Annotated in this window: 18 protein-coding genes; 3 read left to right on the top strand and 15 right to left on the bottom strand. The window is 58.7% G+C overall.

The window, feature by feature from the left end:
• Nucleotides 1-51 precede the first annotated feature (51 nt).
• The 7 genes from yajC to BG455_RS04740 form a co-directional block, all read right to left on the bottom strand.
• Complete coding sequence (yajC, locus tag BG455_RS04770) at nt 52-375, bottom strand: preprotein translocase subunit YajC (protein WP_071468834.1); 324 nt, start codon at nt 373-375, stop codon at nt 52-54.
• 180 nt (nt 376-555) lie between these two features.
• Nucleotides 556-1326, bottom strand: coding sequence for a squalene/phytoene synthase family protein (locus BG455_RS04765; RefSeq protein ID WP_071468833.1), 771 nt, complete (start codon nt 1324-1326; stop codon nt 556-558).
• Nucleotides 1323-2048, bottom strand: coding sequence for a class I SAM-dependent methyltransferase (locus BG455_RS04760; RefSeq protein ID WP_071468832.1), 726 nt, complete (start codon nt 2046-2048; stop codon nt 1323-1325). Before BG455_RS04760 ends, BG455_RS04765 begins: the two co-directional genes overlap by 4 nt.
• Nucleotides 2036-3664: a citramalate synthase gene (cimA, locus tag BG455_RS04755; protein ID WP_071468831.1), complete on the bottom strand. Its 1629-nt coding sequence runs from the start codon at nt 3662-3664 to the stop codon at nt 2036-2038. The genes BG455_RS04760 and cimA overlap by 13 nt, the downstream gene beginning before the upstream one ends.
• Nucleotides 3661-5178 carry a cysteine--tRNA ligase gene (cysS, locus tag BG455_RS04750; RefSeq protein WP_071468830.1) on the bottom strand — a complete coding sequence of 506 codons (1518 nt, stop codon included), beginning with the start codon at nt 5176-5178 and terminating at the stop codon, nt 3661-3663. Before cysS ends, cimA begins: the two co-directional genes overlap by 4 nt.
• Nucleotides 5179-5442: 264 nt before the next feature.
• On the bottom strand, nt 5443-5799 hold the full coding sequence (locus BG455_RS04745; RefSeq protein WP_071468829.1) for a DUF5368 domain-containing protein: 357 nt from the start codon (nt 5797-5799) through the stop codon (nt 5443-5445).
• 109 nt (nt 5800-5908) lie between these two features.
• Entirely contained in the window at nt 5909-7231 is a 1323-nt protein-coding gene (locus BG455_RS04740; RefSeq protein WP_071468828.1) for an NAD(P)/FAD-dependent oxidoreductase, read from the bottom strand.
• 234 nt (nt 7232-7465) lie between these two features.
• On the opposite strand from BG455_RS04740, the gene BG455_RS04735 reads away from it, so the two are divergent.
• Complete coding sequence (locus tag BG455_RS04735; RefSeq protein WP_084386158.1) at nt 7466-7978, top strand: RrF2 family transcriptional regulator; 513 nt, start codon at nt 7466-7468, stop codon at nt 7976-7978.
• 16 nt (nt 7979-7994) lie between these two features.
• On the opposite strand, the gene BG455_RS04730 is transcribed toward BG455_RS04735, so the two are convergent.
• The 8 genes from BG455_RS04730 to ectA form a co-directional block, all read right to left on the bottom strand.
• The gene (locus tag BG455_RS04730) at nt 7995-8642 is read right to left on the bottom strand and encodes a phosphoribosylanthranilate isomerase (protein ID WP_071468826.1); all 648 of its coding nucleotides are present in this window, start codon (nt 8640-8642) and stop codon (nt 7995-7997) included.
• Between the two features lie 9 nt (nt 8643-8651).
• Nucleotides 8652-9005: a lipopolysaccharide assembly protein LapA domain-containing protein gene (locus BG455_RS04725; protein WP_245735474.1), complete on the bottom strand. Its 354-nt coding sequence runs from the start codon at nt 9003-9005 to the stop codon at nt 8652-8654.
• Nucleotides 9006-9011: 6 nt separating this feature from the next.
• Nucleotides 9012-9299, bottom strand: coding sequence for an integration host factor subunit beta (gene ihfB, locus BG455_RS04720; protein WP_071468825.1), 288 nt, complete (start codon nt 9297-9299; stop codon nt 9012-9014).
• A 204-nt stretch (nt 9300-9503) separates the two neighbouring features.
• On the bottom strand, nt 9504-11183 hold the full coding sequence (gene rpsA, locus BG455_RS04715; RefSeq protein WP_071468824.1) for a 30S ribosomal protein S1: 1680 nt from the start codon (nt 11181-11183) through the stop codon (nt 9504-9506).
• 311 nt (nt 11184-11494) lie between these two features.
• A complete protein-coding gene (locus tag BG455_RS04710) occupies nt 11495-12925 on the bottom strand; it encodes an aspartate kinase (RefSeq protein WP_071469120.1) in 1431 nt (476 codons plus the stop codon).
• Between the two features lie 44 nt (nt 12926-12969).
• The gene (locus tag BG455_RS04705; RefSeq protein WP_071468823.1) at nt 12970-13356 is read right to left on the bottom strand and encodes an ectoine synthase; all 387 of its coding nucleotides are present in this window, start codon (nt 13354-13356) and stop codon (nt 12970-12972) included.
• 5 nt (nt 13357-13361) lie between these two features.
• Nucleotides 13362-14642 (bottom strand): diaminobutyrate--2-oxoglutarate transaminase, encoded by a 1281-nt coding sequence (ectB, locus tag BG455_RS04700; protein WP_071468822.1) that lies wholly within the window; start codon nt 14640-14642, stop codon nt 13362-13364.
• 52 nt (nt 14643-14694) lie between these two features.
• A complete protein-coding gene (ectA, locus tag BG455_RS04695; protein ID WP_071468821.1) occupies nt 14695-15237 on the bottom strand; it encodes a diaminobutyrate acetyltransferase in 543 nt (180 codons plus the stop codon).
• A 283-nt stretch (nt 15238-15520) separates the two neighbouring features.
• Here ectA and BG455_RS04690 point away from each other — a divergent pair, with 283 nt between their 5' ends.
• Nucleotides 15521-16018, top strand: coding sequence for a MarR family winged helix-turn-helix transcriptional regulator (locus BG455_RS04690; protein WP_071468820.1), 498 nt, complete (start codon nt 15521-15523; stop codon nt 16016-16018).
• Nucleotides 16019-16139: 121 nt separating this feature from the next.
• Nucleotides 16140-17732 carry an ABC transporter substrate-binding protein gene (locus BG455_RS04685; protein ID WP_084386157.1) on the top strand — a complete coding sequence of 531 codons (1593 nt, stop codon included), beginning with the start codon at nt 16140-16142 and terminating at the stop codon, nt 17730-17732.
• The last annotated feature ends 9 nt before the right edge of the window (nt 17733-17741 follow it).

Raw genomic sequence — 17741 nt, 5'->3', positions numbered from 1 at the left:
CAGAGCATAGCCCCCGGTGTTCAGATTTCAGGACAGGCCGTATTCAGGCCGTCATTCTTTCGCAGCAGGCTCTGTCTTTGACATGACTGTGGCAATGGTCTGCTTGAGGATGCGCACCTTGACGCCCTCTGCAATCTCGACCTCTGCCTCGCCATCTTCCTTGACCTTGACCACTTTGCCGATGATCCCGCCTTGCGTGACCACCTGATCACCACGCCGCAACGCGCCAACCATCGCCTGATGTTCTTTCACCTTTTTCTGCTGGGGACGGATCAGCAAGAAATACATGATCACGAAGATCAGAATAAAGGGAATGATCGAAATCAGACCACCGGCGGCACCGGCATCTTGCGCATAGGCGGGGGTTACGAACATGGAATCTCCTGTCGGTTGGAACCCGAAAAACGGGCATGAAAGCTGCCCCAAGGCGTGCGCCGAAGGGTAATTTTGCGCGCACCCTACTGGCAGGGGCAGATATTGGCAAGCCGCGAGGGGGCGGATTCGCGCGTGGTTTCCAGAGCATCTGGTCGAATTAACGTGAGCACACCAGCCTGCCTACCAGCGCCCTGTCAGCGCACGCAGAAAAAGGCTGCCGCGGCGTGTGAATTCCGACGCTTGCAGTTGGCCCGCCTGCACAAGATGCGGCGATCTGGCAGCGGTTTTCAGAATAGCGCCCGCCTGCCACCCTGTCAGCATCACAGGCAACAGATTGGCAGGCACATAGCCCCGATTGGCCCGCGCGCGCTTTAGCCGCAGCAGACCGCTTTGTGCCAGCGCCGCAACGGCGCTGTCGCGGCCATCGACCAGCGGAATACGCCCCGCTGCTTCCAGACGGGGCACAGCGAGAAGCCAGTTGGCCAGTCCTGCCGCATAGCCCATATCGCGCACAGGCCCTTCTGCGCGCTGATCTGCCCCCAGCGACATGGCTGCAAGCCACATCAGATTGCCATTCGTCGCCTGCAAATGCTGCTCGAACGCGGCCTCATCTGCGAAGGGTTCGCGGTAGATATCCCAGCGCCGCGCCGCGACCATCTCATGCCCCAGCGCCAATGGCAGATTGCACGCGCGCCACAGATCGGCCAACGGGCTGGCCACCTCATGGGCGCGCGGGGCCGTGCCACTGTCGATCTCGTCCAGCACATCTGCCCAGAATTGCAAGCGCATCTCGGAGATCATCGGCTCTGTCGTCATCCAAGGCGCGCGCGCAATTTCAAGGTTAAACCCATAAAGCGGCCAGAGCTTTGCGCGCTCCTCCTCGGGGGCGGCCAAAGTGGCGGCGTGGCGGTCAGGGTCGCCAAGACGCAGTTTCTCGGCCAGCGCAGTCATTCCGGCGCGACCACCATCAAGGCATAGGCGATTTCCGAAGGGGCGGCGCGCCAGCGCGCAATCTCGCGCTCTGCCTCGTCCAAAGCTTCGGCCAGCGGGCCTGTCGCATTGGGGCGCAATTTCTCGATGCGTTTGGCCATCGGGATATAATACGCCTCCCACGCGTCGCCGATCTGCATTTGTTCGCCCAAGACGCGGTAGCCCGCCGCTGCTACCCGTGCCCGGATGCCCGCCACATCGGTGATCTGCGGATATTCGGCCCAGAAGGCGCGCGCGGCCGCAGAGGGGCGCGCCAACAGGCAGGGTTCAGAGAACGCCACCGCCCCATCCGGTGCCAGCGCGCTGCGCCAGCGGCTAAGCCCTTCGGTGACCCCCAGAAAATACAGCGCGCCCGCGCACCAGATCAGGTCATAAGGGCCAGAGAGTGCTGCCATATCGCCCTGCCGCACCTGTACCCGCGCGCCGAACGGGGCCACGCGCTTTTGCGCTGCCGCGACGAAATGGGCGATCTGGTCAACCGCGTCAATCTGCGCTTTGGGCCGCGCCTTGGCCAGCGTGACAGTATCCGCGCCCGACCCACAGCCCGCATCGCAGATGCGCGCGTTTTGCGGCGTGGCCGCCACTGACAGCGCCCAGCCCAGATCAGCCGCCGCCCCCGGCCCTTCGCGCGCCAGATCCGTGTACAGCGTCAGAAAAGCCTCGTCTTGTCTCAACTCGGACATGGGCGCACTCCATCGCGTAAAAACTTCCACACCACCGCATCCAGCAGCGCCTCGAAACTCGCATCGACGATATTGGGCGACACGCCCACAGTGGACCAGCGCCGCCCCTGCCCGTCTTCGCTGTCGATAATCACGCGGGTCACGGCCTCGGTCCCGCCTTGGGTGATGCGCACCTTGAAGTCTACCAGCTTCATATCGTCAATCGCGGCCTGATAGGGGCCAAGGTCTTTGGCCAGCGCCTTGGCCAGCGCATTCACCGGCCCGCGATCATGGCCTTCGCTGTCTACCGATTCCGAGACGGACAGCTTCTTCTCGGCCCCGATCTTGACCACGACCACCGCCTCGGACAGGCTGACCATCTGGTTATACTTGTTCTTGCGCCGCTCGACCGTGACGCGGTAGCGCTTGACCTCAAAGAAATCCGGCACCTGCCCCAGCGCGCGCCGCGCCAGCAATTCAAAACTGGCCTGCGCGCTGTCATAGGCATAGCCCTGATCCTCGCGCGCTTTGACATGTTCCAGAATATCGAACAGGCGCGTATCGCCCTTGTCCACGCTGATGCCCATTTCCGTCAGGCGCAGCCGCAGGTTCGATTGCCCCGCCTGATTGGACATCGGCACCACACGCGCATTCCCCACCTCGGCGGGGTCGATATGCTCATAAGTGCTGGGGTCTTTCAAAATGGCGCTGGCATGCAGCCCCGCCTTATGCGCAAAGGCCGACGCCCCCACATAGGGCAGGCTGCGTTGCGGCACGCGGTTGAGAATATCATCCAGCTTGCGCGAAATCCGCAACAGGGTTTTCAGCGCATCATGGGAAACACCAGTTTCAAACCGTTCGGCATAGGCAGGTTTCAGCAGCAAGGTCGGGATCAGCGTGGTCAGGCTGGCATTGCCGCACCGCTCGCCCAGCCCGTTCAGTGTGCCCTGTATCTGGCGCGCGCCCGCCTCCACCGCCGCCAAGGTGCAGGCCACCGCCTGTCCTGTATCGTCATGGCAATGAATGCCCAGATGCGCGCCCGCAATGCCACTGTCGATCACCGCCTTGGTGATGGCCGAAATCTCGCTTGGCAGGGTGCCGCCATTGGTGTCGCACAGGATCACCCAACGCGCGCCCGCATCATGCGCGGCATGCAAAGCCGCCAGCGCATAATCGGGGTTGGCCTTGAACCCGTCAAAGAAATGCTCGGCATCGAAATGCGCCTCGCGCCCTTGCGCCACGCAATGCGCGACCGATGCGCCGATATTCTCAAGGTTCTCTTCCAGCGAAATGCCCAAAGCCGTGGTGACATGGAAATCATGGCATTTGCCCACAAGGCAGACCGCCTGAGTGCCCGCATTCAGCACAGCTGCCAGCACATCATCGTTTTCAGCAGACCGGCCCGCGCGCTTGGTCATACCGAAGGCTGTGAAAATGGCCTTGGTTTGGGGCTTGGTGGCAAAAAACTCGGAATCGGTCGGGTTCGCACCGGGCCAACCCCCTTCGATATAGTCAATGCCAAGACTGTCGAGCATCGCGGCAATCTGGTGCTTCTCCGCCGTCGAGAATTGCACACCCTGCGTCTGCTGGCCATCGCGCAGGGTGGTGTCGTAGAGGGTGAGGCGCTCTCGGGTCATTTGAGGGCCTCTAGTTTGGCGGGGTCAATTACATTTTTAATAAATGCTGTTCCACCATTAATGCCATTTTTCGATCGTGTTGCTCTTAGTTCAATCCCGGCAAGTGCAGCAGAATCTCGAAGCGAATCTGCTTTTTCAAAGTCTTTGTTTCGCCGATGTCTCAACCATAAATGCACCAAATCTGCAATTACATCATGCACTTCGGAAGGGATTTCACCCCATCCAATAACTCCAATTGTCGGCTGATAATCAATTCCTTCTGAAAGGAATCTACCATCGTTAGTTTTAAACTCAAAAAGGCGCGCCCAAGATTTTTCGCCTATGGCTAATAAATCAAAACCAACTAATTTTGCGCTGGCTACAAGTCGAGCGCGATCATTAGACTTATGCAGTTCACCGAGAACGGTGAGCGCGTCGGAAGTGTTCATATCTGCTTGTAGAGCCTCCATGAATTCTGGATCTACCTGACTGGGCATAACACCAAGTACCGAGTAGGCCCATGTTCGTAGAGTTTCCATAGCCTCCCGCGCCTTCTCTTCCGTCCAGTCCATCGGCTTGCGGTAATGCGTCGACAGCATCACAAACCGGATCACCTCGCCCGGCCAGCCCTGATCGAGCAAATCCCGCACGGTAAAGAAATTGCCCAAAGACTTGGACATCTTCTTGCCCTCGACCTGCACCATCTCGTTATGCAGCCAGAAATTCGCAAACCCCGCGTCGGGATGCGCGCAGCAGCTTTGCGCGATTTCGTTCTCATGGTGGGGGAATTGCAGATCAATCCCGCCACCATGAATGTCAAAGGCCGGTCCAAGAATATCATGCGCCATGGCCGAGCATTCGATATGCCAGCCCGGACGCCCCTGCCCAATGCTTTTGCCTTCCCAAACCGGCCCGTCCCATCCCGGTTCTTCCGCTGACGAGGGCTTCCACAGCACAAAATCCATCGGGTCGCGCTTGTAAGGGGCCACTTCCACCCGCGCGCCTGCGATCATGTCATCCACCGACCGGCCCGACAGCTTGCCATAATCGGGGTAGCTGCGCACATCGAACAGCACATGCCCTTCCGCCGCATAGGCATGGCCCTTTGCGATCAGCCCTTCGATCATCGCCACCATCTGCACGATGAATTCCGTCGCGCGCGGCGCGTGGTCGGGCCGCAACGCGCCCAAGGCGTCCATGTCGGCATGATACCAGCCAATCGTCTCATCGGTCAGCGCGCGGATGATGTCATTCAAGGACCGCGCATCGCCTGCTTCCTGCATCACCCGCGCGCGCGCATTGATCTTGTCATCCACATCGGTGAAATTGCGCACATAGGTCACATTCCCGTCGCCATACACATGGCGCAGCAGCCGATACAGCACATCAAACACCACCACAGGCCGCGCATTGCCCAGATGCGCGCGGTCATAAACCGTGGGGCCGCAGACATACATCCGCACATTTTCAGGGTCGATGGGGGTGAACGGCTCTTTCCGGCGTGTGCGGGAATTGTGCAATGTGATCTGTGTCATCCGGTCCTCTCAGGGCCAAGGCCCGGCGGGAAGGTGATGTCCTTGATCAGAAAGAAGACACGAAACCGCCCGCCATATGTTCAGCGGCAAATGCAGTAGGAAATGGGGCGGGTCAAGCGCTTCATGGGCGCGACCATAGGCGCGCAACGTAACCCTGCCAAGCCCGAAAATGCCAAAGCCCGCGCCTTTGGGAGGAAGGACGCGGGCGGACAGGCAGGTCAGCACTGGGAGGAGCGGCGACCCGCCAATCTGTGATCAGAGGCCTCAGGCGTCTGTTGTCTTGCCCCGCACAAAGGATTGCACGACATAGACAAGGATCGCAAAGCCCACAGCGCCCGCGCCAAACACGCCCAGCAGCACCAGCCAGTCAATCGGCCCGCCAATGTCACGAAAGCCGGAATTTGTCATCAGCATGACAAACCAGACCGCGGCCGCACCGCCCACAGGCATCGACACTTGCGCCAGCAGAAACTTGCGCATCGACATTTCACGGTCGCGCACCAGCACATACAGATAGGCCAGCGTGATCACGGCGGCGACCACCACCATCGCCCAGAACAAGCCCGTGCCGAATATCTCTTCGAACACGGCGATGATCGTCATGAAGCTGAATTCTTCCATTCTCTAGACCTTTCTAAAGACAAGATCGCATTTTCTTGCCCTAAATACTCGCAGGGGTGAGGCGGGCTTGCCCGCCGAGGGGGCGGCAGCCCCCAGTACCCCGTTTCCCTCAGGCGCGACCGCGCAGCATGGCGTTATAGGTGGCCTTCAGCGCCACTTCTTTCATCAGCCAGGAGATCCACAACTCTTCCAGTGGTGCGATCACACCGGGGAAAGAGGGGGTCAGATTGTCCTGATAGTCGAATTCCACCAGCATAGCGCGGCCAATCCGCGTGATCAGCGGGCAGGATGTGTAGCCATCATAGATGCGGGTGCCTTCGCGGCCCGCAATCTCGCTGACAAGGTGATCCTCGACCACAGGGATGTGGAACTTGACCGATGCGGCGGTCTTGCCTTTGGGCACCCCGTCAATATCGCCAATCCCGAAGACATTCGGGTAGCGGGCATGGCGCAGGGTCTGCATATCCACCTCGATCCAGCCCTGATCGGTCCAGCGATCGGCCCATGACAGGCCGGAATTGCGGATAACATCAGGTGCGCGCTGGGGCGGGATGATGTTGATGAAATCCCACTTATCTGTCACCTCGCCGTCGGGCGTGGTGTAGGTTGCGGTTTTTGCCCCCAGATCAATGCCTTTCAGCACATGCTGGTAGCGATAGGTGATGTCGCGCTCATCCATGATCTGGCGCACGCGGTGGTGAATGACTGGCACGCCAAACAGGTTTTGCGCCTGTGCGTTATAGACGAATTCGCATCCCGCGCGGTTGCCTTTGGTGGTGGCGATATCTTCGGCCAGAAAGCACAGCTTGACGGGCGCGCCTGCGCATTTCATCTCGGTGGCCGGGCGGCCGAACATGCCGACACCCCCTTCAGAGGTGAATTTATCCATCGCATGCCAGCTGAGTTCGGCCAGTTCCGGGCTTGCGTAATGCGCGGATATGCCATTGTCAGGGCCGACCATGCTCAGGTCAAACCCTTCAATGGCGTCCCAATCCAGCACCAGACCTGTTGCCACGATCAGGTAATCATATTCGATCCGCTGCCCGCCTGTGGTGGTGACGCGGTTGGCCTCGGGGTCCAGTTCGGCGGCGTATTCGTTGATATAGCTAATCCCGCGCGGCAACCATTGTTCGGTCGAGGAGATGGCATAATCCGCTTTGCGCAGACCAGAGGCGATCAGTGTGAAACCGGGCTGGTACCAATGCTGCGGGCGGCCATCCAGAATGGTGATCTGCGCGCCATCCAGACGTTCCGTCAAGCGGTTGGCGATTGCGGCACCACCTGCCCCCGCCCCAAGAATCAGGATGCGCGCATTTGTACGCACGGTCGCGGCCTGTGCGGCCTGCCCTGCCCCAAGCGCCAGCGCCGCCCCGCCTGTTGCCAAGCCAAGAAACCCCCTGCGGCTGGCTGTTATCTGTTCCAATTCTTTCATCCGCTCCCCCGATCTGTCGGTATACACATGCGTACAATCTTATATATGATTAAACGTATCTTTGATTCAAATCAAAAATGAACCAGTATTTCTGCCTGCGACATTATATCCCAACAGAGCTGCGACAGGTTTGATGCGGATCAAAGCCAGCGGGTGCGGTTTTCACGATACTGCGTGCAAGAAGAAACCCAAATAGTGGCAGCCCCCTTGGGCCGCCGCCAAGGAGCGGCTGACATGCGATTGACCACAAGAACCAATCTTGCGTTGCGCACACTGATGTTTTGTGCGGTCAACAAGGATGTCTTGGTGCGCAAGCAAGATGCGGCCAAAGCCGTCAATGCATCGGAAAACCATCTGGCGCAGGTTATCAACAAACTCGCGCAAGAAGGGTTCATCACCACATTGCGCGGGCGGCATGGCGGTTTCCACCTTGCGCGCGCGGCAGAGAATATCAGTGTGGGCGCGGTGTTTCGCGCGTTTGAATCCAGCCTGCCGTTTATCGAGTGCTTCTCGGACCACAACACCTGCCCGCTGAAAACGCATTGTGTCATGCGCCCCCATCTGGCGCGCGCGGTGGATGCGTTTTATTCGGCGCTGGACGACTTGTATCTGTCCGAGCTGGTCAGCTGCAATTCAGGGCTGGAAGCCTTGCTTGCCATAAGTGGCCCGCCGGTTCCGTCGAAATGCACGCCACGCGCGCCTGACGATCTCACCTTTCGCGGCGCGCCGGAACTGGCGGCAGAATAGCAAGCTGGCGACGGCTTCAAAAGGCGTGCGCGGCTGACACAAAGGCGCGCATGCGCGCGCTGTCTTTCACGCCCGGTGACGCCTCGACCCCGGATGAGACATCGACCTGACGCGCGCCCGTCAATTCGATCGCGCGCGCGACATTCGCAGGGGTCAGCCCCCCTGCCAGCATCCATGGTTTTGACCAATGCCGCCCCTGCATCAGCCGCCAATCGAAGCTCAGCCCGTTGCCGCCGGGCAGAACAGCGGTCTTTGGGGGTTTTGCATCCACCAGAATTTGGTCTGCGACCGCCAGATAGGCATCCAGATCCAGCAGATCATCGGCATCGGCCACGCCCACCGCCTTCATCACCGGCAGACCATAGCGCGCACGAACCTCGGCCACACGCGCGGGCGATTCGTGTCCATGCAGCTGCAACATATCTATGGGCACTTGCGCCAGCAGCGCATCCAGCGCGGCATCATCTGCATCGACCGTCAGCGCAACTTTCACAACGCCGTCAGGAACGTCTGACGCCAGTTCTGCCGCCTGTTCCAGTGTCAGGTGACGCGGAGAGCGTGGAAAGAACACAAACCCCACATAATCCGCGCCAGATGACACAGCATCAGCCACGGCCTGCACCGATGTCAGGCCGCATATCTTGACGCGCATCCTATCGGACATTGCGCTGTCTCACTTCGCCTCGACCAGTGCCAGCACATCATCCTTGCGCGCATGGGGTGCTTCGGTTTGCACGCGCTTGAGTTCCGCGCGCATGCTGTCTTGTTCGCGGCGCAGGCGCGCGGCTTCGGCGCGATAGCCATATTCGCGGAACCATTCCCACACAAAACCCAGCAAAAGACCGATTGCGATTGCGCCCCCCAGCAGCATGAAAAGCGGCAAGGATACCGAAATATCCACCCCTGTCAGCGAGGCAAGCGTGTCAGGCAGCAGTTTTACTGTCACCATCGACCTGTTTGCCAAAGCGATTGTCACAAAAACCAAAGCGACAAGTGCCGCGAACCCGTAGCGCACATAAGCCATCATGGTGCTTTATCCTTCCAGTCCGTTCAGCCGGTCCCGCAACAATTTGCCGGTTTTGAAAAATGGCACAGCCTTCGCGTCGACTTCGACGCTTTCGCCGGTTCGCGGGTTGCGGCCAACGCGCGCATCCCGTGCCTTGATCGAAAATGCCCCGAAACCGCGCAGTTCAACACGCTCGCCGCGTGCCAGTGCCTCGGTAATCTCGCCAAAGACAGTGTTCACGATCCGCTCTACGTCGCGTTGAAAAAGATGCGGGTTCTCGTCGGCAATTATCTGAATCAACTCTGATCTGATCATTTGTGTTTACCCCCGGTCGCATTGGGCAACCCTTTGCGGGCCATGCCTTATTGTGGGCAAACTATAGGCGGAAATCTTTGCCGAAGGAACACCGAAAAAACGCAGAGCGGCGCTAAGGCACAAATCTTGCAAAAACCCGCGCCCGGCATAAAAAAACCCCGGCTGTTGCCGGGGTTTTCATGGTTTTGTGTCTCAGACAGAAGCTTAGCTGCGGTCTTTCAGGGCTGCGCCCAGAATATCGCCAAGGCTGGCGCCTGCATCGGACGAACCATACTGCTCGACCGCTTCTTTCTCTTCTGCGATTTCGCGCGCTTTGATCGACAGGCCAAGACGACGGGTCTTGCTGTCCACCGATGTGACGCGCGCATCGATCTTGTCGCCAACCTGAAAACGCTCTGGGCGCTGGTCGGCACGGTCGCGTGCAAGGTCAGAACGACGGATAAAGCTTTTCATGCTGTTATACTCGACCTCGATCCCGCCATCTTCGATGGCTGTCACCGCACAGGTGACAATCGCGCCGCGCTTCACGCCTTCAACAGCATCCGAGAAGTTGTCATTCTCAAGCGCCTTGATCGACAGCGAAATACGCTCGCGCTCGATATCGACCTCGGACACGACCGCATGCACCATGTCGCCCTTGCGGAACTCGGTGATGGCTTCTTCGCCGCGCTGGTCCCAGCTGATGTCGGACAGGTGAACCATACCGTCGATGTCACCCTCAAGACCCACGAACAGACCGAATTCGGTGATGTTCTTGATCTCGCCTTCGATCTGGGTGCCAACTGGGTTGGTTTCTGCGAACACTTCCCACGGGTTGCGCATGGTCTGTTTCAGACCCAGCGACACGCGGCGTTTTGCACCGTCGATTTCCAGCACCATGACATCCACCTCTTGCGAGGTTGACACGATCTTGCCGGGATGGACGTTTTTCTTGGTCCAGCTCATCTCCGAGACATGTACCAGACCTTCAACGCCTGCTTCCAGTTCAACAAATGCGCCGTAATCGGTAATGTTGGTCACGCGGCCCTTGTGTACTGTGCCAAGCGCATATTGCGTGGACACCGAATCCCATGGGTCGGCTTGCAGTTGCTTGATCCCAAGGCTGATACGGTGCGTATCTTTGTTGATCTTGATGACCTGCACCTTGATCGTCTCGCCAATAGTGACAACTTCCGACGGGTGGTTGACGCGGCGCCATGCCATATCGGTGACGTGCAACAAACCATCCACACCGCCCAGATCGACGAATGCGCCGTATTCGGTGATGTTCTTGACCACACCATCGACAACCTGACCTTCGGCTAGTTGCGCAATAACCTCGGCGCGCTGTTCGGCGCGGGATTCTTCCAGAATGGCGCGACGGGACACAACGATATTGCCGCGACGACGGTCCATTTTCAGAATCTGGAAAGGCTGCTTCAGCCCCATCAGCGGGCCAGCGTCGCGCACGGGGCGCACATCGACCTGAGAGCCGGGCAGGAACGCCACAGCGCCGCCAAGATCGACAGTGAAGCCACCCTTGACGCGGCCAAAGATAGCCCCCTCGACGCGGGTCTCGTCGGCATAGGCTTTTTCCAGACGGTCCCAAGCGGCTTCGCGGCGGGCCTTCTCGCGGCTGACGACAGCTTCGCCGCGCGCGTTCTCGACACGCTCGAGGAAGACTTCAACCTCATCGCCAACTGCGACTTGGGGTGTCTCGCCGGGATTTGCGAATTCTTTAAGATCGACGCGGCCTTCCATCTTGTAGCCGACATCGATGATGGCCTGACCTGCCTCGATGGCAATAACCTTGCCGGTGACAACGCTGCCCTCATCGGGGGTGTCCATCTCGAGGCTCTCTGCGAGCATTGCCTCGAATTCTTCCATGGTTGCTTTAGCGCACATTCAGTTCTGCATCCTTTACATTCATGTTTCTGGCCGAGCGGTTGCCTCCGCCGGTCTTTGGTTTCGGGTTCAAGAAACAGACAAGACCCACGCAAGAGGGGCAACAAACACAAAGGGTCGCGGCTTGCGCCCGACCCTGCCCATCCTGACCTTGTGACCTCGACGTCTTCTTGATTGGCTGCTCTATAGGCGCGTATGCGGCATCTGACAAGCCGTATTGGGTGCTTTCGCGGCCAAATCGGGGGGTTTTCGCCGATCTGGCCGCGTATCTGCAAGCTTTGCGCCCTGCTGGTGCCGCCCTTTGGCGCAGATCACGCAGCAACGCGCGGCGCGGCCATGGCCTCGGTGCTCTCCACCAGCGCATCATGCAGCAGTTTGACCGCGTCTTCCATTCGGTCGCGGGGTACCAAGAACTGCACCTCGACGCGGCGCAAGCCCTGTTGCGCTGCAAGCGGGCGCACACCGCCGCTTTCCAGCGCATCCAGCCCGCGCGCCAGAACCGATACCTGGCTGAGGTCAGAGCCGATCACCGACACCATCGCCATGGGGCGGGTGTTGATTTCCGCATTGGGATAGGTCTTCAAAATCTCGGATTCAACCCGGCGGATCGCCTTGAAGGAACCCGAGAGATAATGCGTGATCGTGTTGGCATTGGAATGCTTGGACACGATCCACAGATTATGGCGCGTCAGCGCATCCAGAATGCAGGAATCGTAGCCCTTTACCCCCACCATGTCAGGCTCATGCACCTCGAAAGCGTGAATGGGCCGGCCCGTGACCATCTCTACCCGTCCGGCGGTGCCCCCCTCTGGCCCGATCAATGTGCCGGGGTCATCGGGTTCAAACGCATGTTTCACGCGCAAGGGCACATCGGCACGGCGCAGAACGCGCGCGGCGTTGGGGTGGATCGCTTCCATTCCCATATTCGACAACTGATCTGCCACATCATAGCTGGTGCGCCCGATCTTGACGGTATTTTCAACCCCCACGATCCGGGGGTCCGCCGATGACAGGTGGAATTCCTTGTGGATAATCGCCTCTCGCGCCTGTGTTTCGGCGGCGAGATGGGCAAAGACAACCTCGGAATAGCCGCGATCATATTCGTTCATCAGGCCAGAGGCACAATGGGCATAGCCTGTGACAATCGGCATCTCTACTGTCAGGTCAATGCCCGCCATTGCCTGTTCCAGCCGCTGCGACAGGTTGGGGTTGCTCTCGTCCCGCCAGCCCGACAGGTCCACAAACCGCGCATTCACCCCGCGGCGCTGCAACAACAGCGTAGTGACAAAGGCAGAATGCGCCTCGCCCATGCCAGATAGCAGTTCGCGCACAGTCTGCATTTGCTGAGAGATGCGGAAATGCCCGTAAGACCCCAATCGCTGTAGGTCCAGCAGGCAAGCGCGTGTCCCCTCGATCCGGTCGCGCACAAAGGCGTCCGCGCGTTCGCGGTCGGCGTCATGTTCCAGAATATCATGGTGGATTTCGCACATCCTGGCAGCCGTGTCGCGCAAGCTGTCTTGCCAGCCCGAGCCGCTGTCATCTGCGGCAAAACGCGCGAACACACCCGGAGAGCCTGTTTTCTTATGCTCCAGCAGCATGTTGGTAATGCCACCAAAGGCCGACACAACGAAAACACGGTTATAAAGCGCGCCATCCCTGGTTGGCCCGACATAGAGTGTGTCAACAAGTTCGCGTGCGCGGCTCATGCAGGTGCCGCCGATTTTTTCTACAGTATGGGTCATGGCAAGCTTGGGCAGGTGGCTTTTCACCCCTGCCCGCCCTTCAATCAGGAAGTTTCCAATGCGTAAGAGCCGTCAGCCTGATGCACTTCTTTCCCCGTCACAGGCGGGTTGAAGCAGCAGGCAAACACCATCTCGGTGCGGCAACGCAACGTGTGTTTGTCGTGCAGGTTCAGCGCATACATCACACCGGGGCGCAACTCGTGAACCTTGCCGGTGGCAAGGTCTTCGATGCTTCCCTCGCCCGAGATGCAATAGACGCTCTCGAAATGGTTCTTGTAGTGAAACGTGTGTTCACTGCCCGCAGCGATTGTGGTTATGTGGAATGAAAACCCCATCCCATCATCGGCCAGCAACATGCGCACGGATTCCCATTGCTGGTCTTTCACGCGGCGATCGGTGTGTTTGACTTCGTGTAGGTCTCTGACAATCATATTATTTACTCCGCTGCGATTTGATGAGAGGCGCCCTGCGCCTTGACGGCAGCTTCCAGAATGTCCAGCCCGCTCGCAAGCTGTTCTTGCGGGATGGTCAGCGGCGCAAGCACCTTGACCACTTCATCATGCGCGCCCGAAGTCTCGATGATCAGGCCATGCTCGAAACATGTCGCGCAGACCTCTGCGGCCATATCGCCCGAGCCGACATCGATGCCCTGCATCATGCCGCGCCCCTTGAGCTTGGAGCCGGGCACCATTGCCGCAATCCCTTGCAGGCGTTCGGTCAGATAGGCCGCTTTCGCCTCGGTCTGGCGCTGGAAACTGTCATCGGACCAGAACTTTTCCAAGGCAACGCGCGCGGTGACAAAAGCGTGGTTGTTGCCACGGAACGTGCCGTTATGCTCCGCTGGTTTCCAGATATCCAGATCAGGCCGGATCAACAGCCCCGCAAATGGCAGGCCCATGCCGGAGAGTGATTTTGCCAGCGGAATAAGATCGGGCTTGATGCCCATACCTTCAAAGCTGAAAAACGGCCCCGTGCGCCCGATGCCCGCCTGAATATCATCCATGATGATCAGGGCACCGTGTTTGCGCGCAAGGTCTTGCAGACCTTTCAGGAATGCGCCCGATGCGGCATTCAGACCACCTTCGCCCTGAACAGGTTCGATCAGGAAAGCGGCGGGGGCGTCAATTCCGCTGGAGGGGTTGTCCAGCATGGCGCGGATCATTGCCAGCGAATCGACACCGTCCATCGCGCCCTCATAAGGCATGCGCACAACACCGCCAAGCGTGGTGCCGGCCCCTGCCCGCTTGCCCGCGTTGCCGGTCGCCGCCAGCGCGCCCATGGTCATGCCGTGAAACCCGTTGGTGAAAGCGATGATCGTGTCGCGCCCGGTTGTCTTGCGCGCAAGTTTCATCGCAGCCTCGACCGCGTTTGTGCCAGTGGGGCCTGTGAACATGAACTTATAGTCCATATCGCGCGGCTTCAGGATAATCCGCTCGAACGCTTCCAGAAACTCGGCCTTGGCATTGGTGTGCATATCCAGCCCATGCGTGACACCGTCCGCCGCCAGATGCGCGATGAGCGCTTCTTTCATGTCAGGGTCGTTGTGGCCGTAGTTCAGCGAAGAACAGCCCGCCAGAAAGTCGGTGTAGCTGCGCCCGTCGGAATCGGTCAGGGTTGCGTTCTGCGCCTTCGAGAAAGTTACAGGAAATGCGCGGCAATAGCTGCGCGCCTGCGACTCGCGACGCGTATAGATATCGGTGTTTGTACCAATGGTCATGGCTGAAAGCCTTTCGGTTATATCGATTGAATAAGCTGTGCCGTCCGGCGCTTCACGCGACAGAGCGCAGCTTCTTGCGTGGCAACGAGATCGTCACCAGATGTTCTGTGGCGTGCTGGCCATCAAGATGCTCTTCACGCGTGTAATGCGGTGCATCGGTCAACTCGCCGCCCATGTCGCGGGCGAAACTTTGGAACAAGCCCCAAGATGCGGCATTGCTTTTTGTGATCGTCGTTTCCAGCTTCGACACTTTCGCACAAACGGGCCGCTCCAGCAGCGCCTTGATCATACGCTTGCCAAGGCCCAGCCCGCGCGCGTCATCATGCACGGCAACTTGCCAGACGAATAGTGTATCCGCGCCTGCGGGTGGAATATGGCCAGACACCCAGCCCAGCAATTTGCCATCCCGTTCTGCCACAATGCAGGTTTCTGCGAAGTGGTCGCATTGCACGACATTCATATACATCGAATTCTGGTCCAGAGGTGGACACTCTGACACGAGTTTCCACACCTCTGACCCGTCCGCCTTCGATGGTTTGCGCAAATCCAGCGCGCCTTTCGGATTCGTGTGTAGGGTCAGATTTTGTTTTGACATGTAAATTCTTTTCCGTTGCCCCGTCAGTGAGTGCTCAATATAAGGGGTCTGATTTATATTTCAACACAAAGAATATTTGCCCTAACGTTGACGCATTTTTTACATTATTTCAGTTATTTATAGCCAAATTTGGCGCCAGAAACACGGATGCGTGAAAAATATAGTTTGCTTTAATATTGTTTAGCTATGCGAAGCTTATGGCAAAATTCAGCCGTGGCAGCTTGCCTTTTCGCGCGTGGCGGGGCAAAGTCACCACCACCTTTCAAAGCTTTAGCTGGACACAGTGTTAGACCGATCTTCCGAAACCCTGATTGCCTTGCGGCGCATTGTTCATGCGCTGGAAGCGAATGCGCGCGAGATGGCGCGGGCCTCTGGGCTGACCCAATCGCAACTTCTGGTGCTGCACACGCTGTCGCGCGAAGGGCAGGAAATGCCGCGCGACATTGCGCGGTCGCTGGGCGTGGGACAGGCGACAATTTCAATCCAGATCGATAAGCTGGAAGCGCGCGGGCTTGTGCGGCGCGAACGCAGGCTTGCTGACCGTCGGGCCATTTGGGTGATCCTGACAGAAAGCGGCCGCCGCTTGCTGGATCAGACACCAGACCCTTTGTATGAACGCTTCAGCGCGCGGTTCCGCGACCTGTCATCATGGGAACAAGCCATGCTGATGGCCGTGACCGAGCGTGTGGCTGGCATGCTGGATGCGGAAGACACAACACCCCTGCTGCACCCTGCGGAAACCGGCGAAGTGGCCGCCCTGTATCCGTCAGACTCCTCCTGAACAGAGGGGCCCCGCAGCCCCCCTGCTTGACACATTCGCTGAAACGACAGATGACTTGAGGAGTTTCTCAACTGCGGGATGCCGCGAATGAGGGATACAACTCAGGGAGTTCAAAATGTTCATGAAATCTTACAAACCCAATGCCCGTGCTGGCCTGATGACAGGAATCGCGGTCGCGGCCCTGACCATCTCGGGCGTTATGGCCAGCGCCGAAACTGTCCGTTGGGCACGCGTGGCCGATGCTTTGACACTGGACCCGCACAGCCAGAACGAAGGCCCGACACATACGCTGAACCACCACATTTATGAAACGCTGGTGGGCCGCGCGGTGGATGGGTCTTTGACGCCGAGTCTGGCCACCGAATGGGGAATCAGCGAAGATGATGAGAATGTCTGGGTCTTCACCATCCGCGAAGGCGTAACCTTTCACGATGGCAGCCCAATGACAGCGGAAGATGTTGTCTTCTCGCTGGACCGCGCGCGCACGCCACCTTCGGGCATGGCAGCATTGCACGCAGCTGTTGAAGAAGTGACCGCGGTGGACGCGACGACAGTGCATGTGCGCATGTCCGGCCCTGCACCGCTTTATGTGCAGAACCTGACCAACACCTTTATCATGTCCAAAGCATGGGCCGAGGCGAATGGAGTCGAAACTGCGCCGAATTTCGCAGCCGGTGAAGAAGCATATTCTGTGCGCAACGCAAATGGCACCGGCCCCTATGTTCTGGTCGAGCGTGACCCAGAGGTGCGCACTGTTCTGCAAGCCTTTGACGGGCATTGGAATGATGCGCCTGCGGTGACCGAGATCATCTATACCCCGATTTCCGAAGCAGCGACCCGCGTGGCCGCCCTACTGTCGGGCGAGGTGGATATCGTGCAGGATGTGCCGGTGCAGGATATTGCACGACTGGAACAGACAGAAGGCGTGCGCGTCGTGCGCGGGCCGGAAAACCGCAATATCTTCTTCAGCTATGACATGAGCTCGGAAACGCTGGCCAGCTCGGATGCGGATGACAACCCTTTCACCAAGCCCGAAGTGCGCGAAGCCATGGCGCTGGCAATTGACCGGAATGCCATCCGCCAAGTCGTGATGCGCGGCGAGTCGCAGCCATCTGCCGCCCCCCTGCCCCCCTTCGTCAATGGCTGGACCGAAGAGATGGACGCTTTTGGCGACCCTGATCTGGCGCGCGCAGCCGAGTTGATGGCCGAAGCAGGCTACCCCAACGGGTTTTCGGTGCAGCTGGATTGCCCCAATGACCGCTACCTGAACGACGAATCGATCTGTCAGGCGTTGGTGGGCATGTTGGCGCGGATCGACATTCGGGTTGATCTGAATGCGCAGACACGCTCGCTGCATTTCCCGCTGATCGAGAATTGGGAAACCGATTTCTATCTGCTGGGCTGGGGCGTGCCGACATTTGACAGCCAGTATGTGTTCGACTTCCTTGTTCACACGCGCGAAGGCAGCTACGGGTCATTCAACGGGTCGCGCTATTCCAACCCCGATCTGGATGCCAAAATCCAGTCGCTGGCCACAATGACCGATCTGGAAGAACGTGACGCCATGATCGCGGAAATCTGGGATGAGGTGATGGAAGAACGCATCTTCCTGAACGTGCATAATCAGGTTCTGGCCTATGCTATGCGCGACAATATCAATCTGGATGTCCACCCCGAAAACCAGCCGAAAATGACAACTGTCACTTTCGACTGATCCGCCCTT

This window comes from Roseinatronobacter thiooxidans (assembly GCF_001870675.1).
In the GTDB taxonomy this organism is placed as follows: Bacteria; Pseudomonadota; Alphaproteobacteria; order Rhodobacterales; family Rhodobacteraceae; genus Roseinatronobacter; species Roseinatronobacter thiooxidans.
Note: the sequence above shows the minus strand (reverse complement) of the source record. Positions and strands in the feature narration are given on the sequence as shown.

Excerpts from the sequence above, each read along its gene's own strand:
- yajC (WP_071468834.1), bottom strand. The coding sequence starts at position 375 with ATGTTCGTAACCCCCGCCTATGCGCAAGATGCCGGTGCCGCCGGTGGT.
- BG455_RS04765 (WP_071468833.1), bottom strand. The coding sequence starts at position 1,326 with ATGACTGCGCTGGCCGAGAAACTGCGTCTTGGCGACCCTGACCGCCAC.
- BG455_RS04760 (WP_071468832.1), bottom strand. The coding sequence starts at position 2,048 with ATGTCCGAGTTGAGACAAGACGAGGCTTTTCTGACGCTGTACACGGAT.
- cimA (WP_071468831.1), bottom strand. The coding sequence starts at position 3,664 with ATGACCCGAGAGCGCCTCACCCTCTACGACACCACCCTGCGCGATGGC.
- cysS (WP_071468830.1), bottom strand. The coding sequence starts at position 5,178 with ATGACACAGATCACATTGCACAATTCCCGCACACGCCGGAAAGAGCCG.
- BG455_RS04745 (WP_071468829.1), bottom strand. The coding sequence starts at position 5,799 with ATGGAAGAATTCAGCTTCATGACGATCATCGCCGTGTTCGAAGAGATA.
- BG455_RS04740 (WP_071468828.1), bottom strand. The coding sequence starts at position 7,231 with ATGAAAGAATTGGAACAGATAACAGCCAGCCGCAGGGGGTTTCTTGGC.
- BG455_RS04735 (WP_084386158.1), top strand. The coding sequence starts at position 7,466 with ATGCGATTGACCACAAGAACCAATCTTGCGTTGCGCACACTGATGTTT.
- BG455_RS04730 (WP_071468826.1), bottom strand. The coding sequence starts at position 8,642 with ATGTCCGATAGGATGCGCGTCAAGATATGCGGCCTGACATCGGTGCAG.
- BG455_RS04725 (WP_245735474.1), bottom strand. The coding sequence starts at position 9,005 with ATGATGGCTTATGTGCGCTACGGGTTCGCGGCACTTGTCGCTTTGGTT.
- ihfB (WP_071468825.1), bottom strand. The coding sequence starts at position 9,299 with ATGATCAGATCAGAGTTGATTCAGATAATTGCCGACGAGAACCCGCAT.
- rpsA (WP_071468824.1), bottom strand. The coding sequence starts at position 11,183 with ATGTGCGCTAAAGCAACCATGGAAGAATTCGAGGCAATGCTCGCAGAG.
- BG455_RS04710 (WP_071469120.1), bottom strand. The coding sequence starts at position 12,925 with ATGACCCATACTGTAGAAAAAATCGGCGGCACCTGCATGAGCCGCGCA.
- BG455_RS04705 (WP_071468823.1), bottom strand. The coding sequence starts at position 13,356 with ATGATTGTCAGAGACCTACACGAAGTCAAACACACCGATCGCCGCGTG.
- ectB (WP_071468822.1), bottom strand. The coding sequence starts at position 14,642 with ATGACCATTGGTACAAACACCGATATCTATACGCGTCGCGAGTCGCAG.
- ectA (WP_071468821.1), bottom strand. The coding sequence starts at position 15,237 with ATGTCAAAACAAAATCTGACCCTACACACGAATCCGAAAGGCGCGCTG.
- BG455_RS04685 (WP_084386157.1), top strand. The coding sequence starts at position 16,140 with ATGAAATCTTACAAACCCAATGCCCGTGCTGGCCTGATGACAGGAATC.